The sequence below is a fragment of the Lentilactobacillus kefiri genome, from assembly GCF_007989105.1.
GTDB classification, from domain to species: domain Bacteria; phylum Bacillota; class Bacilli; order Lactobacillales; family Lactobacillaceae; genus Lentilactobacillus; species Lentilactobacillus kefiri.
Genome location: NZ_BJVK01000011.1, coordinates 1 through 18,774, shown reverse-complemented (window position 1 = coordinate 18,774; position 18,774 = coordinate 1). Strand labels below are relative to the sequence as shown.

At 42.6% G+C, this 18,774-nt stretch carries 18 protein-coding genes and 3 tRNA genes; 2 read left to right on the top strand and 19 right to left on the bottom strand.

Going from position 1 to position 18,774, the window contains the following annotated elements; all coding sequences use genetic code 11:
- Positions 1 to 18 precede the first annotated feature (18 nt).
- From LKE01_RS05540 to LKE01_RS05500, 9 genes are all read right to left on the bottom strand, one after another.
- Entirely contained in the window at positions 19 to 645 is a 627-nt protein-coding gene (locus LKE01_RS05540; RefSeq protein WP_054769177.1) for an HAD family hydrolase, read from the bottom strand.
- Between the two features lie 101 nt (positions 646 to 746).
- Positions 747 to 832 (bottom strand) — tRNA-Leu (locus LKE01_RS05535).
- 56 nt (positions 833 to 888) lie between these two features.
- Positions 889 to 1,767: a homoserine kinase gene (thrB, locus tag LKE01_RS05530; RefSeq protein WP_056982912.1), complete on the bottom strand. Its 879-nt coding sequence runs from the start codon at positions 1,765 to 1,767 to the stop codon at positions 889 to 891.
- Positions 1,768 to 1,781: 14 nt separating this feature from the next.
- Positions 1,782 to 2,249 carry a SprT family protein gene (locus LKE01_RS05525; RefSeq protein WP_056982910.1) on the bottom strand — a complete coding sequence of 156 codons (468 nt, stop codon included), beginning with the start codon at positions 2,247 to 2,249 and terminating at the stop codon, positions 1,782 to 1,784.
- A gap of 15 nt (positions 2,250 to 2,264) precedes the next feature.
- On the bottom strand, positions 2,265 to 4,433 hold the full coding sequence (locus LKE01_RS05520; RefSeq protein ID WP_056982908.1) for a Tex family protein: 2,169 nt from the start codon (positions 4,431 to 4,433) through the stop codon (positions 2,265 to 2,267).
- A 222-nt stretch (positions 4,434 to 4,655) separates the two neighbouring features.
- Complete coding sequence (locus tag LKE01_RS05515; protein ID WP_056982907.1) at positions 4,656 to 5,087, bottom strand: hypothetical protein; 432 nt, start codon at positions 5,085 to 5,087, stop codon at positions 4,656 to 4,658.
- 21 nt (positions 5,088 to 5,108) lie between these two features.
- On the bottom strand, positions 5,109 to 7,772 hold the full coding sequence (locus LKE01_RS05510; protein WP_056982905.1) for a calcium-translocating P-type ATPase, PMCA-type: 2,664 nt from the start codon (positions 7,770 to 7,772) through the stop codon (positions 5,109 to 5,111).
- Positions 7,773 to 7,962: 190 nt separating this feature from the next.
- Complete coding sequence (gene nadE, locus LKE01_RS05505) at positions 7,963 to 8,790, bottom strand: NAD(+) synthase (protein ID WP_056982903.1); 828 nt, start codon at positions 8,788 to 8,790, stop codon at positions 7,963 to 7,965.
- Positions 8,791 to 8,810: 20 nt separating this feature from the next.
- Entirely contained in the window at positions 8,811 to 10,268 is a 1,458-nt protein-coding gene (locus LKE01_RS05500) for a nicotinate phosphoribosyltransferase (RefSeq protein WP_056982900.1), read from the bottom strand.
- 120 nt (positions 10,269 to 10,388) lie between these two features.
- On the opposite strand from LKE01_RS05500, the gene LKE01_RS05495 reads away from it, so the two are divergent.
- On the top strand, positions 10,389 to 11,132 hold the full coding sequence (locus LKE01_RS05495) for a WecB/TagA/CpsF family glycosyltransferase (protein WP_056982899.1): 744 nt from the start codon (positions 10,389 to 10,391) through the stop codon (positions 11,130 to 11,132).
- 10 nt (positions 11,133 to 11,142) lie between these two features.
- The gene (locus tag LKE01_RS05490; RefSeq protein ID WP_056982896.1) at positions 11,143 to 11,514 is read left to right on the top strand and encodes a hypothetical protein; all 372 of its coding nucleotides are present in this window, start codon (positions 11,143 to 11,145) and stop codon (positions 11,512 to 11,514) included.
- A gap of 33 nt (positions 11,515 to 11,547) precedes the next feature.
- Here LKE01_RS05490 and LKE01_RS05485 read toward each other — a convergent pair whose 3' ends face one another.
- From LKE01_RS05485 to LKE01_RS05440, 10 genes are all read right to left on the bottom strand, one after another.
- Positions 11,548 to 12,009 carry a GNAT family N-acetyltransferase gene (locus LKE01_RS05485; RefSeq protein WP_054769176.1) on the bottom strand — a complete coding sequence of 154 codons (462 nt, stop codon included), beginning with the start codon at positions 12,007 to 12,009 and terminating at the stop codon, positions 11,548 to 11,550.
- A 119-nt stretch (positions 12,010 to 12,128) separates the two neighbouring features.
- Complete coding sequence (locus LKE01_RS05480) at positions 12,129 to 12,833, bottom strand: GntR family transcriptional regulator (protein ID WP_056982894.1); 705 nt, start codon at positions 12,831 to 12,833, stop codon at positions 12,129 to 12,131.
- 14 nt (positions 12,834 to 12,847) lie between these two features.
- Positions 12,848 to 13,984, bottom strand: coding sequence for an N-acetylglucosamine-6-phosphate deacetylase (gene nagA, locus LKE01_RS05475; protein WP_056982892.1), 1,137 nt, complete (start codon positions 13,982 to 13,984; stop codon positions 12,848 to 12,850).
- Positions 13,985 to 14,004: 20 nt separating this feature from the next.
- Positions 14,005 to 14,802, bottom strand: a complete 798-nt coding sequence (gene proC, locus LKE01_RS05470) for a pyrroline-5-carboxylate reductase (protein ID WP_056982890.1) — start codon at positions 14,800 to 14,802, stop codon at positions 14,005 to 14,007.
- 152 nt (positions 14,803 to 14,954) lie between these two features.
- Positions 14,955 to 15,026 (bottom strand) — tRNA-Gln (locus LKE01_RS05465).
- Positions 15,027 to 15,036: 10 nt separating this feature from the next.
- Positions 15,037 to 15,119 (bottom strand) — tRNA-Tyr (locus LKE01_RS05460).
- A gap of 70 nt (positions 15,120 to 15,189) precedes the next feature.
- A complete protein-coding gene (locus LKE01_RS05455; protein WP_056982887.1) occupies positions 15,190 to 16,011 on the bottom strand; it encodes a metallophosphoesterase in 822 nt (273 codons plus the stop codon).
- Positions 16,012 to 16,078: 67 nt separating this feature from the next.
- Entirely contained in the window at positions 16,079 to 17,572 is a 1,494-nt protein-coding gene (locus LKE01_RS05450) for a peptide MFS transporter (protein WP_056982885.1), read from the bottom strand.
- A gap of 241 nt (positions 17,573 to 17,813) precedes the next feature.
- Positions 17,814 to 18,125 carry a PTS sugar transporter subunit IIA gene (locus LKE01_RS05445; protein WP_054769175.1) on the bottom strand — a complete coding sequence of 104 codons (312 nt, stop codon included), beginning with the start codon at positions 18,123 to 18,125 and terminating at the stop codon, positions 17,814 to 17,816.
- A complete protein-coding gene (locus LKE01_RS05440; protein ID WP_056982883.1) occupies positions 18,125 to 18,442 on the bottom strand; it encodes a PTS sugar transporter subunit IIB in 318 nt (105 codons plus the stop codon). Before LKE01_RS05440 ends, LKE01_RS05445 begins: the two co-directional genes overlap by 1 nt.
- Between the last annotated feature and the right edge of the window lie 332 nt (positions 18,443 to 18,774).

Here is an 18,774-nt window from a genome sequence, read left to right as displayed (position 1 = left end):
CGAGTTCTGCTTAAATTTCTAATTTGAATGGACGATTTTTAACAGATCTGCCGGTTCTTTCAAAAAGTAATCCGTATCGGTAAAGTCCGCTGACATTGGTGTCCGCCAGCCGGCTAATCCAAACTTAACGTGAGCCGCATGAGCAGCTTGAAGGTCATATTTGGTATCACCAATATAAACGGTCGAATTAGGATCGGCATGCAACTTTTCAATCCCCTTCAGAATCATATCGGGTGCCGGCTTACCTTTCTTGACCTCGCTTGAAAAAACAAATTGATCAAAGTACTTGTCCAAGCCAAATCTGGTAACATCCCGTTGAAATTCCGCTTCAACTTTCGATGTCGCAATGGCCATCCTCACGTTCGGGTTGGCCTGAAGGTTCTTAAGGACGTCTTCAATGCCATCATAAACGTGAACATACTGGGTGTAGTCCTTAATCTTGGCAAACCATTTCTGTCGAATATCGACCGGATCTTTGACTCCCAATATTTTAACCGTATCCATTGAATTGATGCCAAATAGTTTAACAACGTCGGCATATGAAAAGTTATAGCCATTTTCAAGTAAAGTTTTGTGTAAAGGTAACATATACATTTTTTCCGTGTCAATCAACGTTCCGTCTACATCAAAAATAAAATAGTCCATTTCTGCACCCCAATTATTTATTATTTGAAAAAAAGATCACATGCCACACAATAAAAAAGTCCGAATCACTATTTAAATGATAGTGATTCGAACTTTAACCATGCGGCCAAGAAGATTCGAACTTCCACCGGGATAATTCCCGACAAGATCCTTAATCTTGCGCGTCTGCCAATTCCGCCATGGCCGCATCAACAATTAAAAATTATAGCAGAAATTTGGCCAATTGACAAATGATTTTTGAAATTATTCTCCGCGAACTGTGGCACCCTCTGTATCAACCTGAAGTAACCGCAAGCTACCATTTAAATTTTGTTGTTCCAAATCAATCCGAAGTTGCGTCAATGAAGGCTTGTCGCCCAAGGTCGCAACCGTTGGACCGGCACCACTGAGGTACGTGCCAAAGATTCCAAGTTTATGAGCGGTTGATCGAATTTGATCAATTTCCGGAACTAATTCTTTACGGTATGGTTCGTGCAGCTGATCGCTTTCAATCATTGGAACTGCCTGATCCCATTTTCCCTGGGCAACCAAGGCAATAAACACATTCTCTTTACTGCTGGCGTGAACGGCTACTGGGTAATCAATCTTTTTAGGAAGCTTTTTTCGACTTTCCACTTCACTCACCCCATCTGGTCTGATATACATCAAAGCAGATATGGCTGGAACCGGAAGTGCGGCCGAAGTGACTTTTTCGCCATCGAAAGTTGAAACAACCATATTTCCCAATAAAGCTGCGGCGACACTTTCGGGATGGCCTTCAATCCGAGCCCCAATATCAACCTGTTGGTCGATGGTTAATCCTAAATCGCCCAATTTATTGGCAATCTTAATACCTGCCACAACGGCGGTTGTACTGGATCCTAATCCATGAGCAATCGGAACATCTGAAATGACCGTTAGCTGATGTGGATGGATATCCGGGTTCACTTTTAAAATTGTTTGAACAATCAAATTATGCTCATCGGTTGGGATGTCATTGCCCAATGCATGATTGACTTTCCATTCATCGGTCTTCTCTTCAACGATAACGGTGAAATAAAGTTTCAGGGCCAATCCCACCGAATCAACACCGGAACCTAAATTCGTCGTGGTTGCCGGTACTCTGATAATAATTTTTGCCATATGAAATCTCCTTCCTACGCACCCTGCTGCTGAATTTCATTAACCAGGTGAAGTCTGCCGTGGCATCGTCCACACACATACTTTACCAAATTGATTCTTCGTCTTCTATGATACTCCAAGCCGCAACGTTCACAGCGATAAATATATTTAATTTGAGCCGTTCGGGTCTGGGTTCTTGGCGCATACCGGGACCCACCCACGGCTTTGAGAAGCTGTTTAAACTGTTTGGTGTTGTGCTTGGCGCTGTACCCTGCCAAATGCAGGTGATAATGACATAATTCATGTTTGATAATGCCGATTAAAACTTCATGTGTTTGACCGTCGTCCATCTTTGGGTTGATATCAATATTGTGATCGTTTAAATGATATCGTCCACCCGTCGTTTTCAACCGAGAATTAAAGTAGGCCCGATGCCGGAACGGCTTGGCAAAATATTTAATCGAAATATCTTCAACCATTTTTTGTAATTGTTCATTTGTCATCGATCAACTATTCACCTAACCTTCCGGATCAACCATGCTCAGTTGGATTCGGTGACGATCGAGATCGACTGATTCAATCCAAACCGTCACAATATCGCCAACTGAAGCCACTTTGCTGGGATCTTTAACAAACGTTCGGCTCATTTTCGAAATATGAACCAAGCCGTCTTGTTTAACACCAATGTCAACGAACACCCCAAAGTCAACCACATTGCGGACGGTTCCTTGGAGCTTCATCCCCGGCTTTAGGTCTTCCATGGTCAAAACATCTTTTCTTAATAAGGGTGCGGGCATCTCGTCACGTAAATCACGACCCGGTGTTTCAACACCTTTGACAATATCTTTCAAGGTTTCGACCCCAACGCCGACAGTCTCGGCTTCCTGTTCCAAATTGAGATTACTTAACGCTGCTGAAACGGCCGGTTCGCCAAGTTGATTGATGTCCAGGCCATGGTTCTTCATTAACTTTTTGGCAGCTGAATAACTCTCGGGGTGAATGTCCGTATTATCGAGGGGATTTTTCCCACCAATAATCCGCAGGAATCCAACTGACTGTTCAAATGCCTTTGGCCCTAATCGGGGAACTTTTTTAAGCTCCGCACGCGCGCTGAACTCTCCCGAATCATTACGAAACTTCACAATATTCTTGGCTGTCGTTTTGGTCAAACCTGAAATATGAACCAGTAAGTCGGGACTTGCAGTGTTTAAATTAACGCCAACCCGGTTAACCGCCGTTTCAACAACTTGATCCAGTTGTTCTCCCAGTTGTTTTTGAGGAACATCGTGTTGATATTGACCGACGCCAATTGCCTGAGGGTCAATTTTAACCAATTCAGCCAGCGGATCTTGAATTCTCCGGGCAATGCTGACAGCTGATCGCTGTTCAACACTGAAGTCGGGGAATTCATCCCTGGCAACTTGGCTGGCAGAATAGACTGAAGCCCCTGCCTCATTGACGATCACGTAATAGATTGGCGTTTTAATTTCCTTAATGGCGTCAGCCACAAATTGTTCCGACTCACGGCTGGCAGTCCCATTACCAATGGCAATCATTTCAACGTGATTCTTATTGATGAAATCAATAAAGAGTCCTTTAGCCGCTTTCCGTTTAGCTTCACTTGCCGGTTTATGTGGATAAATAACAGTTTTGTCCAAATATTTACCATTTTGGTCGACAACCGCCAACTTACAACCGGTCCGATAGGCAGGATCAAAGCCCATGACAATTTTTCCTTTTAGTGGCGCCTGCATCAACAGGTTGTACAAATTCTTGCCAAAAATATCAATCGCATGGTCGGCAGCAACTTCAGTTAACTGCTTGCGGATTTCCCGTTCAATGGCGGGTCCGATGAAACGGTGATAAGCGTCTTCAATTGCATCAGTGACCACCTCGGCGGCAAAGCCCTGATGACTTCCAACTGTGTTGGCCTTTAAATGCCACATAATTGGGGCTTCATTGACTTCGATTTTAACGTTTAGAACCTTTTCCTTCTCACCACGATTAATCGCAAGTGTCCTAAATGATGGAATCGATTTAATTGGTTGACTGAAGTCATAATATTGTTGATACGTGCCATCTTCGTCCACGTCCTTGCCGCCACGTTTGACTTTGACAACCAGTTGACCGTACTGCTGGGTATTGTTGCGGACCCATTCTCGGAAATCGGCGCGATCACCGGCGTCTTCAGCGATAATTTCATGAACGCCGGCGAAAACTGATTCAACGTCTGGCAAGTCCTTATCCGGATTGATGTATTGGCTGGCCTGCTGTTTCAAGTCGGAAGCAAAATTCATTGCTGCTTTGGCTAACGGTTCAAGACCATTTTCCTTGGCAATGGTGGCTTTGGTTCGCCGCTTTTGTTTGTATGGCAGATAAAGGTCTTCAACTTGTTGAAGGACCGGTGCCTGCTCAATTTTCTTTTTGAGTTCCGGCGTAAGCTGTTGCTGTTCGTCGATGATCTTAATAACTTCCTGCTTACGTTTATCCAGGGTTTGAATCCGGTGAGCAGCATCTTGAATATCTCTAATTTCAACTTCAGCAAGATTGGAAGTTCGTTCTTTTCGATATCTGGCAATGAAGGGAACGGTATCCCCTTCATCAAGCATCTTTAGAGTTTCAACGATTTGTTTTTCTCTTATATGTGGTAAATCATGCTGTATTTTATGCGCAAGTGTTTCGTTCATTTCTTCCACCTCATCAATAGTGTCAAAGTTAATTATAGCAGAGAGAACCCGGCAATTGGGCTGCAATTCTCAAAGATATCTGGCTGAATGGCAAGTGGCTGAGAGCTAGGCATGCATCCACTTTTTCGTAAAAAAGATGATCGTCCGAAGACGACCATCCCAAGTGATTCATATAATTTTACATAATCGAACAGGTCTCATAAGCCCTGTTTAATTTACTTGCTAAATTTGTCCCATAATTCTCGTCGTGGTACTTGATACCTTGGCGATACTGTTTTCCTGATCCTTTTCGGACTGATTGAATTTGTCGGCATCGACCTTGGCTGCATCGGGATCAATGCTGTCAGTCATTGCCTGGCATGCGTTGGCATAATCTTCATAGTGCCGAACCAGCAGCTTATGCTTTCCCAGTAACTTGACCGGTACGGCAACCTGTTGAAGCTTGTTAACGTTGTCGTTATATTTGTCGGTTCCGGATTGAAAATGGTCCTTGATTCCTTTCAACTGGTCACTGGTTAAATCGGCAAGTGTGTTGTTATCAATTGCCTTTCGTAAAGTCTCATAGTCATCGTTTAAATCTTCACCATTTTTTGAAGTGGCGTCAATGACGTCTGAAACGGTTTTTGCATATCGTTGCATATCTTGTGGTTTCAAAATATCAGTCCTCCATTTGTTTTATTTATGAGAAATGTGTCTCTGAATATATTTTACTACTTCTGTCACAACAACAATCATAAAGCCGCCAAATACGACAACCAGCCATTGTGAAGCAGTCAATTCAGTCACGTGGAACATCGAGTTGAAGCCTGGAATAACAATCGTCATGATTAACAGAATTGCCGACCCCAACAATGCCCAGTTGAAGAACTTGTTTCTAAACATGCCGACTCTAAAGATTGATTCGTGAATCGTCTTTGAGTTAAAGGCATGGAACAGTTGGATCAACCCTAATGTTGCGTAAGCCATCGTCAACGCATCTGCATGCGCCAAAGCTTCGGATGCATGAACTGGGTTGGTAATTGCAAAGGCATAAACGCAAAGGGTAATGAAGCCTTCAAAGAATCCCTGGTATAAGATGTTGCTCATAATCCCACCGGATAAGAAGTTTGACGACCGCCCACGTGGTTTCCGTTTCATAATCCCGGGTTCTGCAGGTTCAACTCCCAGCGCGATTGCTGGAAATGTATCGGTTACCAGGTTAATCCACAAAATCTGAACCGGTGCCAGAATCTGCCAGCCCATCATGGTCATCACGAACAAGGTCAAAACTTCTCCCAAGTTGGCAGATAGAAGATACTGCAGTGATTTTTGAATGTTGGAGAAGACTTTTCGACCGGCTTTAACAGCGGTAACGATTGTCGCAAAGTTATCATCAGCCAAAACCATGTCGGAAGCTTCCTTTGAAACTTCGGTTCCGGTAATTCCCATTCCAACACCGATGTCAGCAGTCTTTAAAGCCGGCGCGTCGTTGACACCGTCACCGGTCATGGCAACCACTTTGCCCTGATTCTGCCATGCTTTGACGATTCTAACCTTATGTTCGGGCGCCACTCGGGCGTAGACCGAAATATCAGTCACTTCTTTATTAAATTGATCATCTGACATTTCATCCAACTGAGCACCGTTGATGACCTTACCGCCGGGATTGTCACCACGGCCTAAAATTCCCAGCCGTTTGGCAATTGCCTGCGCGGTATCTTGATGGTCACCGGTAATCATAATTGACTTGATCCCGGCAGATTTAGCTTCGGCAACCGCTTGAGCCACTTCTGGACGTTCCGGATCAATCATTCCAATCAGGCCGACAAAAATCATATCGTGTTCCTGAGCATTAGAAGTTAAATCCGTTGGAACATCATCCACAAACCGATAGGCAAACGCCAGAACCCGCAAGGCCTGAGTTGCCAAATCATGATTGGTAGAACGGATCAAGACTTGGTCATCATCTGTTATATCTCGAACCTGATCACCGTCTTGAATTTTGGTAACCCGTTGCAATAGTTGATCAGGGGCACCCTTCATGGTCATCAAAATCTTGCCGTCATCCATTTTGTTATAGGTTGACATTAATTTTCGCTCGGAATCAAAAGGAATTTCAGCCAATCGTGGATGAGCATTTACAAATTGTTGGACCGGTTCGTCTTTATTTAGGTAAAAGGCAACCAACGCCGTTTCGGTTGGATCCCCCGCCAGTTCTTTTTCTTGGTACTTGGTATCATTATTCAAGACCATAATTTGAGCTAAACGATCTTTTAGAGATAAATGGGCATCGGCAGAGTCTTGAAGTTGATCATTCAAGAACACTTTTTCGACGGTCATTTTATTTTGGGTTAAGGTCCCGGTTTTATCTGACGCAATCACGTCGGTACTACCAAGGGTTTCCACGGCAGGCAATTTGCGAATCAATGCCCGGTGTCTTGCCATTTGCTGAGTTCCAAGGGCCAAGGTAACCGTCACAATTGCCGGAAGTCCTTCAGGAATTGCGGCCACAGCTAGTGAAATGGCTGTCAGCAGCATATTAATCAGGCTTTCCTGACCACGCCACATTCCAACGGCAAACACGATGACCGCAATAATCAAAATTAAAACTGTCAGCATTTTACCCAAAGATTTCAGGTTTTCCTGCAATGGCGTAGTGGTTTCTTCAGTTGTATTAAGCATATGAGCAATTTTACCGACTTCGGTATTCATCCCCGTGCCAATAACAACTCCGGTCGCCCGACCGGATGTCACGTTACTGTTCATAAATCCAAGGTTTTTCCGATCTCCTAAAGGCAAATCTTTTTCCGTAATCGGATCAACCTGCTTGTTAACCGGCACAGATTCCCCTGTCAAGGCAGCCTCTTCGATTTTAAGGGAATTGGCTTCGGTGAGTCGAATATCGGCAGGAACAACATCTCCTGCCTCTAAAAGGACGATGTCGCCGGGAACAATGTCTTCACTTTTCACAGATTTGGATTGATTGTTCCTCAGAACGGTCGCCATTGGCGCAGACATTTCTTTAAGTGAATCAATCGCATTTTCGGCTTTGGATTCTTGAAACACCCCAAAGATGGCATTTAAAATGACCACCGCCAAAATAATCACGGCGTCCACCGTTTCACCGGCAAACCCGGCAATCACCGCGGCAACAATCAAAATGATAATCATTAAATCTTTGAACTGGGCAATAAACTTTTCAATCAGTGTTGTCCGGCGCTTTGAAGTCAGTTTGTTGGCACCAAACTGCTGCCGCCGATCTTTGACTTCCTGATCAGTTAGTCCGGTCGGATGAGCTTTCATCTGGCTCATCACATCATCGACCGTCCGTTGGTAAAACATCTTCTTCTCCTGTTTCATCTACTTCCTCCTCTAAAAGAAAAGAGACCTACAAATTCCTCGCTAAAAGAATTCATAAGTCTCACCATTTAAGATTTATCCCGGAAATACGAGTATTTCACGTTGACGAGATAATCGCAATCGTAATTGCTGGTTACTCCCTTTGTTTATCGTAATTATACCGAACGACTAATGAAAAGTCACTAAAAATCTACTTCCAAAAAGTGTCGTAAACGTTAATTGGTGTATGACGCTTGTGCTGAGTCTTGTTGTACCAACCTTCGATGGTCTCGGCAGCCTTATCAGAAACTTGGCGGCCTTCCAAATAAGCGTCAATGTCTTGATAGGTGACTCCCAAAGCAACCTCATCAGGCAATGCTGGCCGATTGTCTTCCAAGTCGGCAGTTGGTGTCTTTTCATAAAGATGTTCAGGAGCGCCCAGTAACTTCAACAGCTGCTTGCCCTGTTCCTTGTCCAAACGCCATAAGGGTGTAATATCAGCCGCACCATCACCAAATTTGGTATAAAACCCGGTCACGGCCTCGGCGGCATGGTCGGTTCCAACCACGGCACCGGATTTTGCGCCGGCAATCGCATATTGGGCGATCATTCGTTGGCGAGCCTTAATGTTGCCTTTGTTGAAATCGTCAATTTCGATATGATTTGCTTCAACAGAAGCCACTGCCGCGTCGACAGCTGGCTTGATATTCACCTTGACGACCTTGTCGGCATTCATCCAGCTGATTGCTTCCAAAGCATCTGATTCATCAGCTTGAACACCATAAGGAAGCCGAACCGCGATAAATTGGTAACTGGCATCGCCGGTTTCATCCCGTAATTCAGAAATTGCCATTTCAGACAATTTCCCGGCCAAAGTCGAATCCTGGCCACCGGAAATTCCCAAAACAAGTGTTTTCAAGAATGTAAATTTCTTCAGGTAAGCCTTTAAGAAGTCGACACTTCGGCGAACTTCCTTCTGTGGATCAATTGTCGGTTGCACTTTTAACGTCTTAATGATTTCTTGTTGTTTGGCTCTCATGTCCATCCCTCATTTTATATTTAGTATTTAATATCGTTAATGTAGTTACGGATCTTTTCAATAATATCACGTTTGTTATCCCAGCACTTTTGTGACAGGTCAACTGGATATTTTTGCGGATTCAGTTCCCGTTTGTATTCCGGCCACAAAGATGCCAGCTCTTTTTCAGCGTAGTGAACGGTCTGCTTTAAATTTGGCCGTTTATAAGTCAACTGGCCATTCTCAAAGATTGGCTTGAGAAGTGGAATTGCATCAAATTTTTCAACGGTTTTATTGATGTAAGTGTAGTTTGGATGGAACATAAAAATCGACTTTTCTTTGCGGGGATCTTCATCGGCCAATGTGACATAGTCACCTTCCGACTTGCCATCCTTACTATCGGTAATCCGCCAAACCTGCTTTTTACCAGGTGTCGAAACTTTTTCGGCATTCCCAGAAATTTTAATTGTATCAATCATCTTGCCATTAGCATCTTCAACGGAAACCATCTTGTAGACTGCGCCAAGGGCTGGTTGATCAAAAGCGGTAATCACTTTGGTCCCAACACCCCAAACGTCAATTTTGGCGTCCTGCATCTTCAAGCTGGCAATCGTTGTTTCATCCAAATCATTTGATGCGTAAATCTTAGTGTTTGGATAACCGGCATTATCGAGAACTTCCCGGACTCGCTTGGAAAGATAAGCCATATCACCGGAATCCAGGCGAACACCGGCAAAATTAATCTTGTCGCCCATTTCATTGGCAACTTTGATTGCGCTGGGAACCCCACTCTTGAGAGTGTCATAAGTGTCGACAAGAAAAACACATTCATGATGCGTTTTTGCGTATGCTTTAAAGGCATCGTAGTCGTTACCAAAAGATTCAACGAGTGAATGGGCGTGGGTTCCACTAATTGGAATTCCAAACTTTTTGCCTGCTAAAACATTTGAAGTGGCGTTAAAACCACCAATGATTGTGGCTCGCGTCCCCCAAAGGGCTGCGGAAACCTCTTGTGCTCGACGACTGCCGAATTCCATCAGCGGATCATCACCGGCAACCGTTCTGATTCTGGATGCTTTGGTGGCAATTAAAGTCTGATAGTTCACCATATTCAAAATGGCGGTTTCGACCAACTGGCATTCACACAAGCTCCCCTCAACCTGCAAAATCGGTTCGTTGGCAAAAACAATGTCGCCTTCATAAGCGGATTTGATGGATCCCTTAAATTCAAAGTTTCTTAAGTATTCTAAAAAACTGTCAGGATAATCTGTTACTTGTCGTAAATAATCGATATCATCATCATTGAACTTCAAATTTTCAATATACTGAATAATGTGTTCAAGTCCGGCGAATACCGCATACCCATTTCCAAACGGCAGCTTTCGGAAAAACACTTCGAAAACCGCCTTTCGATTTTCCATGTGTTTCTCAAAGTAAGTTGCCATCATGTTGATTTCGTAAAAATCGGTATGAAGTGTTAAATTATCGTGTTCTGACATATTGTGTCAATATCCTCCCCGGAGATTTGTTATATAATTAGTATATATTCTATCATTTTTACGATTATTAACAAAAACAATGTGAGTGTTTCAAAATTTATCATGCCTGAAGGAGTTATTATGAACAACCAAAGTACCGCTAACACCGTTGATATCTTAGGAATTCACTTTCTAAATACCACTGAAAAAGCGTTTCAAAACATTTTACATAAACGAATTAATGATGGCACCAATACATTTGTGGTAACTGCCAACCCGGAAATTGTGATGTATGCAAAAAGTGATCCATCATATGAAAAATTAATTCAAACGGCCGACTACATTATTCCAGACGGAATTGGCATTATCATTGGTGCCAAAATGTTGAAGACACCCCTACACGAAAGAGTAACCGGCTATGATTTGTTTGTTCATCTACTCGAATGGGGAAATGCCCACCAAAAATCGGCTTATTTTGTTGGCGCCCAGCCGGCCGTCATTCGAAAGCTGAGAAAAGTCGTCGAAAAAGATTATCCATTTTTGACGATTGCAGGCACCCACGATGGTTATTTTGGCGACGACCGAAATATTGTCCACGACATTAACCGGACAAAGCCCGACATGGTGTTTGTGGCAACCGGTTACCCCAAGCAAGAAGAATTTATTGACAAAAACCGTTCCGCTTCCGACGGGCTCTGGATCGGGATTGGTGGATCCTTTGATGTCTTAACCGGAACCGTTAAACGAGCCCCCAAAGCCTGGCAGCGAATGCATTTGGAATGGCTGTACCGAGTGGTTAAAGAACCCAGTCGAATTGGCCGACTAATGGTCCTGCCAAAGTATTTGTGGCAGATTATCAAGCAAAAATTTTCTAAAAAAAACTAAGGTGGTTAACATGAAACAAATTTCTGCTAAAAACCTGACTTATTTCATTATTGCTTTGACAATGGTCGGAATTGTTTGGAATCTGATTGACCATGAGCAGCCAATTCAAGACAGTCAATATGGTATCCTCGGAATCTGGGCATTGGGATACGTTACCAGTTATCTAAGACTTCCCAGATTGAGTATGTATGTCATCTATTTTGTTTTGTTTATGGTTATTGAAAGACAGATTGGCGGCTACCGCGACTGGACTTCATGGATTATCTTTGCGGTCGTTGCCGTCTTCATGACATGGGTCACCGATTTGATCAGAACAACTTATGCCAGCCGTTACGATAAGCCCAAAAAGAAAGATCACAAAAACGAAACTTTAAACAAATAAAGAACTCAGACATTAGAAAATGTCTGAGTTCTTTTATTGATTGGTAGATGATAATGCCATTTTCAACAATGGGTATGGTCTCCCCTCATCGTCAATTGGGAAACGTTGAATCGTGGAAAAGCCCATGTGTTGATAAAAGGCAAGTGCCTGGGTGTTTTGTTCGTTAACGGTTGTTTGGGTGACCCCATACTTGGTTATCCCCAGCTGGATCAATTGCTTTCCAATCCCCTGACCACGATGACCAGGCGCAATAAACAACATTTCAAGTTGATTCTTGGCAATCCCCATAAACCCAACCGGAGAATCTCCAGCATCAAGCATAACAGCTAAAGTTGGAACCGATTTTAGGGCAGCAATCGCATCGGGTTTAATCTGCTGAATTTCGTCAGCCGACAAAAAGTGATGGGTTTCTTTGACTGAAGATTCCCACACCTTGACTAATTGAGCAAGCATTCTGGGGGTTCGGTTTTCTTTTGAAAGTATTTTAACTTGCATGTTTAACTCCTTATCAAAGTGATTATCGATGAATCTTAATGAGTAAAAAATATTGATGAACAAGATCCGTTCATCAATATTTTTTATTTCATGCTCTGGATCAAACCCAGATCTCGTTATTATTCTTTTTCCAAATAAAACTCAAATCGATCGCCCACATATTGCGTTCGAACATACTCAAATGGTCTGCCATCCTGCAAATATGTAATTTGGCGCAGTCTTAAAATGGCGTCGCCACGTTTAATTTTCAAATACTCGGCAATTCGTTCCGAAGCTAACATTGCTGAAACGGTCTGCTGAGCTTTGCCAATTTGAAGATCCTTCTTTTGTTCCAAGGTTCGGTAAAGTGAACTGGTCACTTCTGATTTTTCCAAACCATCGACAATGTTTTCGGGAACAGTAGCGACTTCAAAACAAATCGGCACTTCATCCCCATAACGAATTCTTTCCATCCGTAAAACGGATTGATCCTGGGTAATATTTAGCTTTTCCATTTCACTTAATGAAGGTTCCATCGTGTGATACGAAATTGTCTTGCTGGATGGCTGTTTGCCTTGAGCCAGCATGAGATCAGTAAATCCGGTCACACCAGACATTTTTTCCTGAACTTTTTGATTGGCGACAAAAGTTCCTGAGCCAACCCGTCGTTCAAGGATTCCTTCATCAACCAAGGTCTGAATGGCTTGACGTAAAGTCATCCGACTGACACCGAAGTCAGTTGATAATTCACGCTCAGAGGGAATTCGATCACCAATTTTCCACTTATTGGCTTCAATATTGCGTTTGATTTCATTATGAATTTGAATATAAATTGGTAAACCCACTGATACCAACTCCCTTAGTCTTTTTTCACTAATTTCCCATAACTATACGTTGCCATAAGGTCTAGGTGATTGTCAAACAAATTTATGTCGGCATCATACCCTTCCTCTAGGAATCCCTTGTGAGTTAGGTGAAATTCATTTGCCTGATTGGTCGAGCTCATTTTGACCGCTGAAGCAACGGAGCACTTGGTAAATTTGATCATATTTTTAAATGCATCTGAAAATTTGAGAACTGATCCGGCTAAATGACCGTTGGCCATTGTTGCCTTGCCACCATGGACTTCCACAACTTGTCCGCCTAATTGATAGATGCCATCAGGCATGCCCTTGGCTTCCATTGAATCGGTGATTAATTCAAGCCGATTAGGCCCGATCGTTTTGTAGGCAATTTTAACGGCCTCCGGGGCAACATGAAACCCGTCACAAATTAATTCAACTTTTGCCGTATCGGATAGCATGGCATAACCAACTACCCCAACCTCCCGGTGATGAAAGCCACGTTGGGCATTATACAAATGGGTGACATGCTGGATTTGAAGGTTTTGAAGCAATTGGTAGGTCGCATCGCTATGGCCAACTGCCAACCGAATATGATGAACGTCACAATAATCTTCCAGGCGGGGATCCCACTTTTCTTCCGGTGCATAAGTCACAAGCTTAATGAGGCCACCAGAAAGTTTGTACCACGTCGCCAGCTTTTTAACATCCATCGGTTGGATCAGTTTGATCGGTTGGGCACCATTATGCGCCGGGGATATGAAGGGGCCTTCAAGATGGATTCCCTGAATCTTAGGGTTGATTTCCGCAGCCTTTTTGATGTTAGCCATACTTTTTGAAATTGCCAGCGCACTCTGCGTCATGGTTGTCAAAAAGACGCTGGTGACTCCTTCTTGAGCCATTTGGTCAACAAAATGACTAATCACTTCCGGATCAGGATTCATCGAGTCCGCCCCATAACCACCATGGGTGTGGATATCAATAAAACCCGGAACAACGGTTATCCCACTTACGTCTTTAATCTGATCTTTGGGCAGCCGGACATATTTGTTAAAAGGGCCAACAGAAATAATCTGTTTATTAAATCTGATAAAGCCATCCGGAATCGTTCGATTTCCCGTGTGAATCTTTGCATGAAGCAATACTCTTACCATTCTTTATCGCCAAGCCCTTTTTATGATTTGCCCGTTGATTTTGCGATTGTTGCATCAATTCCTTTAATGACAGATGGCAGGAATCCTGCTTCTTCCATCGCGAGGATCCCAGCAATTGTATCGCCACCAGGGGAACAAACCTTGTCGATCATTTCAGCGGGGCTCTTCTTTGAAGCCATTAAAGCATGGGCAGACCCAAGGGTTGTTTGAGCAGCAATCTTAGTGGCCATTTCCTTACTGAAACCATATTTAACCCCTGCCCGACTCAAACTATCAATGAAGAAATCAACATAGGCAACAGCACTCCCGGAAATTGCGCTGAATGCGGCAAATTGGCTTTCATCAAGCTCACTGACGCTGCCCGTTGCTTCATACATCGCAATTGCCTGGGCTTTGCGATCGCCAGTCAGATTTTCATTGGCAGCAACCGCGGTCATTCCTTGGCCGAACTCTGAATTAATATTGGGCAGGCTGCGAAGAATCGGCAGATTGTAATCGGTCAGTTCCTCTAATCGGTTGAGTGAAACGCCAGAAACAATTGAGATCAACGTCTTTTTCTGTGATAGTTCACCGCGAATTTCAGCTAAAACATCCGCTGCAATTTTTGGGACAACCGCCAAAACAACTAAATCACTGTCTTTAGCAACCGCTTGATTGGTTGGTTCGGCAGTTAAGCCAAATTGTTCTGCGTATTTTTCGTAATGTTGTTGATGTGCACTGTGTACCAAAATGTCTTGTGATGGAACAAATTGTGCTTTCAGTAAACCTTGAATAATGGCTTGAGCCATTGCCCCAACACCGATAAAGCCTATTTTCATGATGCGCCTCCTAAATGTATAATCGGACTATTCCAATTCTTCTAACTCTGACAATAGCGGAAATTGGCATATTTTGCAATATCAAATTGGTTGATATTTAAAAGGACAAAAAAACGCCCATGACGAGTTCCTGTCGTCATGGACGTTTGAAATTGGGCTAGCTGGGTTCGAACCAGCGCATCACGGGATCAAAACCCGTTGCCTTACCTCTTGGCTATAGCCCAATAATAAAAATGGAGGGGAGTGGATTCGAACCACCGAACCCGAAGGAGCGGATTTACAGTCCGCCGCGTTTAGCCAGACTTCGCTACCCCTCCAAAAGAGTGTTTGCTATCAAACCAACGAATATAATAATACAAAATTTTCGTGCTTCCGTCAAGCGCATTATCAAAAAATCTCGAAGATTTTTAATTGATTCTGCCATTCTGAAATAAAATGATTGGTCTGCCATTCATTATGACGGCGATTGTGGTACCCCACCGCTGCATTGTAATAAATTGTGTGATTTATTTTCACGGGTTTAAGCCGTTGATGGGTATGGCCAAAAATAACCGTGTCCACTCGATAGTCATTGATCAACTTTTGAAAGTGCACACTCCCCATCATCGCATTGGCCATGTTCCAAAAGCGAAAATCGCTGGTATAGTGGATAAATCTTTGGTTGGGAACAAAGTGCGTCATTAGAATAACCTTTTTACCCGCTATTTTGGCTTTCTGAAGCTGTTTTTTTAAATTGTTAATAACTATTCGTTCCCGGTCTGGATCGCTCATAGGCTGCGAAATAAGACCATCTATCCAATAGGCCATTTTCCAGCGATGAAATTCGGCTTCAGTCTTATCCTCGTTTACCGCAAAAGTGTAGTCGTACCACCCATTCATCCCAATAATTCGATAATCGGTTCCAGGTACATCAACAAATCGATTATTCAAGTAGCCTGGCCACGAACCGTCTTCCAATTCCTCATAAGTGACATTTCGAATCATGTCATGATTTCCGGCGATAAAGAAGACCTTTACCGGAGCCACCGCTTTAGACAGCTGTTTGACATAGGCCAGCGACTTCTGAAAATCATTAAACAAGTCCCCGGCAATCAGGTAGTAGTCAACCTGTTGGTCTTTTAAGTACTTTGCCTGTTCCTTGATCGTTGAGTCAATCTCAACTTTATTTAAATCAAAATGGTTATCACTGGACGTGGCGATCTTTACCATCATCATTTCTCCCCAAAATAAAAATGTGCTATCCAAATTAGGATAACACATTCATACAATTATGAAGCTAATTGACACCTTCCATTAAACGCTTAATCGGTTTAACAAGGAATGCCAGTAAAATACCAGCAATGATGGCAACTAATCCCACAATCATGAAATAGTTGATTTCATTTTCAGGTGTATAGAATTTAACAATTTGTGAGTTAACGGCCTGTCCGGCAGAGTCAGCCAAGAACCACATACTCATCATTTGAGATTCAAATGCTTTTGGCGCCAACTTGGTAGTAACAGAAAGGCCAATTGGTGAAATGAGTAATTCGGCAACTTCGACGATTGCCCAGCTTCCGAGCAACCAGAAAGGACTTACCCGTGCTTGAGAACCGAATAGCATGACTGGAAGGACCATGAACAGGTATGATAAACCGGCAATTGCCAGTCCAAGTGAAAACTTGGATGGAGAACTAGGCTGCTTTTTACCCAATTTCATCCACATCCATGCAAAGAATGGTGTGTAAAGCATGATGAATAATGGGTTCAAAGACTGATACCAACCGGCAGGAATGTTGAAAATGCCAAAGAAGTTATTGTTGGTCTGGTTTTCAGCGAACAACGCCAAAACAACGGATCCCTGCTCTTCAATTGCCCAAAAGATTGCGGCAGCGATGAACAATGGAATGTATGCAATCACTCGTGAACGTTCAGTGTCCGACAACTTCTTGCTGGAGATGATGATAATGAAGTAAACGATAGGCGTTGCAATTGCGATAATACTCAAAAGAGAGATAAATGAGCTAAGTGATAAGCTGCCCATTGCCTGCATTAATAAAAGAATCAATGCAAAGACGACAACCCCTAATCCAACTCGAATAGATAATTTCTTTGCGTCGCTGGGTTCAAGTGGATCACTTGGGTACAGGCTTGAACTTGGCAAATGTTTTTTACCACCACGAATGTACTGAAGCAAGCCAAAGAACATTCCAATAGCAGCAAGTGAAAAGCCAAGATGGAAGTTAACGTTGAATCCAAGCCAACTAACCAGCAGTGGTGCAATGAATGATCCCAGGTTGATACCGAAAACGAAGATGGTAAATCCAGAATCACGACGGTTATCATACTCGGTATACAAGCCACCAACCATTTCAGAGATGTTTGGCTTTAAAAGTCCGGTACCAACAGTAATTAACAGGATTGAAGCAAATAATGCTGGAGCTCCCATTGGTAACGAAAGGGCAATGTGTCCAAGCATAATCAGAACACCACCATAAAAGACGGTGCGTCGGCTTCCTAATATACGATCACTTACAAATCCACCAATAACGGATGTTAAATAAACCAGGGAACCATAGATTGCCATGATCGATGCAGCTAATGACTGGTCGAATCCAAGTCCACCCTTTGTAACGCTGAAATACATGTAATAAAGAAGAATAGCACGCATTCCATAGTAACTAAATCGTTCCCACATTTCAGTAAAGAACAGGGTTGACAGCCCCCGTGGTTGACCAAAGAACGATGTGTCAGCACGCCGTTCCTGGTCTGTTTGATCTTGTTGTTGCATGTGATACCCTCCAAAAAATAAATCTAATCTTATTAACAAAACGAGTTAATCAGATTAGATTTTTGATTTTTAATTACTCCTGACGTTCATTACAAGAATAAATCATACAGACCATTATATGACACAATGAATTATAATTCAACATGGTCATAATGGGTTGATGTTATATGCAACAAGAATTTCGCGCTATAGCAAGCAATAAAAATGATATTCAATTTTTAATAATAATCTCATAAGTCGTTTAATTTTGATTCTGAAGGATCGGAATAAATTTTTTAATAATAAATTCTATCGTCTCAGTATTCATCAAAGTATCTTGAGCATGGGCAAACAGAACGGAATACGTTACATGATTGATTTCGGCTGTCACCAAATTTTGCTGCTTATGCGCATCGACTAAGTATTGATGTGTTTGGTTCAACTTAGCTTGATGATCCCCACTTGGAGTGTCCGGATTAGCTAAATCATCTAAAACTTCAGTTAACAGTTTTTTGGCGTTGCCGGACAAAGTGAGCATTTGCATCGAGATCTGATTTAAACGTTCGGTGGTCATTATCCAACCTCAACGGGAGACAATTGGTTCATAACCAGCTTAACGAGCTTTTCACCATTGCCCCAACCATAGATATCATCCGGAATTGTTTTAACTTGGACCTTGTTCCCAAACATTTGTAATTCTTTCTCGCGATAAGATGCTTGTGGTGCTACTAAAACAAGTTGAATGTTTTGATCCAAAAAGTCTTTAGCACTATTAATATCTGTTGCAATCATTTGAATGTCTGCTCCATACAATTCGATAAATGGTTGAGCAGCTTTGACTAAGAAATGACTTGAAATGCCACTTTCACACATTACTAATACTTTTTTCATTTTCTCCACTCCCAATAACATTTTTGTGTACCCATACAGGATACAACTAATTTGCATGTACCACAAGGTTTATTTTTGACTTTTTATTATGTCAAAGCCACTGTTTACCGGGTGTTAAGCGTTATCAATCGATATGTACCAATAAAGGATATGGTGTATATACCAATTTGAAGGTTCCTGTCATTGGATCGTTACATGCTCAAACAACTATTACAAATAGAGGCAATTGAACATTGATGGAGTTATTGATGGTAAAAAAATAGAGGACATCAACGAAATCATTCTCGTTAATGTCCTCTATTTTCTCGGTGATACGTCATGCCGACTGCAGG

Excerpts from the sequence above, each read along its gene's own strand:
- nagA (WP_056982892.1), bottom strand. The coding sequence starts at position 13,984 with ATGGTAAGAGTATTGCTTCATGCAAAGATTCACACGGGAAATCGAACG.
- LKE01_RS05495 (WP_056982899.1), top strand. The coding sequence starts at position 10,389 with ATGAACAACCAAAGTACCGCTAACACCGTTGATATCTTAGGAATTCAC.
- LKE01_RS05520 (WP_056982908.1), bottom strand. The coding sequence starts at position 4,433 with ATGAACGAAACACTTGCGCATAAAATACAGCATGATTTACCACATATA.
- LKE01_RS05450 (WP_056982885.1), bottom strand. The coding sequence starts at position 17,572 with ATGCAACAACAAGATCAAACAGACCAGGAACGGCGTGCTGACACATCG.
- LKE01_RS05485 (WP_054769176.1), bottom strand. The coding sequence starts at position 12,009 with ATGCAAGTTAAAATACTTTCAAAAGAAAACCGAACCCCCAGAATGCTT.
- LKE01_RS05510 (WP_056982905.1), bottom strand. The coding sequence starts at position 7,772 with ATGAAACAGGAGAAGAAGATGTTTTACCAACGGACGGTCGATGATGTG.
- LKE01_RS05540 (WP_054769177.1), bottom strand. The coding sequence starts at position 645 with ATGGACTATTTTATTTTTGATGTAGACGGAACGTTGATTGACACGGAA.
- proC (WP_056982890.1), bottom strand. The coding sequence starts at position 14,802 with ATGAAAATAGGCTTTATCGGTGTTGGGGCAATGGCTCAAGCCATTATT.
- LKE01_RS05490 (WP_056982896.1), top strand. The coding sequence starts at position 11,143 with ATGAAACAAATTTCTGCTAAAAACCTGACTTATTTCATTATTGCTTTG.
- LKE01_RS05500 (WP_056982900.1), bottom strand. The coding sequence starts at position 10,268 with ATGTCAGAACACGATAATTTAACACTTCATACCGATTTTTACGAAATC.
- LKE01_RS05440 (WP_056982883.1), bottom strand. The coding sequence starts at position 18,442 with ATGAAAAAAGTATTAGTAATGTGTGAAAGTGGCATTTCAAGTCATTTC.
- LKE01_RS05455 (WP_056982887.1), bottom strand. The coding sequence starts at position 16,011 with ATGGTAAAGATCGCCACGTCCAGTGATAACCATTTTGATTTAAATAAA.
- thrB (WP_056982912.1), bottom strand. The coding sequence starts at position 1,767 with ATGGCAAAAATTATTATCAGAGTACCGGCAACCACGACGAATTTAGGT.
- LKE01_RS05445 (WP_054769175.1), bottom strand. The coding sequence starts at position 18,125 with ATGACCACCGAACGTTTAAATCAGATCTCGATGCAAATGCTCACTTTG.
- nadE (WP_056982903.1), bottom strand. The coding sequence starts at position 8,790 with ATGAGAGCCAAACAACAAGAAATCATTAAGACGTTAAAAGTGCAACCG.
- LKE01_RS05525 (WP_056982910.1), bottom strand. The coding sequence starts at position 2,249 with ATGACAAATGAACAATTACAAAAAATGGTTGAAGATATTTCGATTAAA.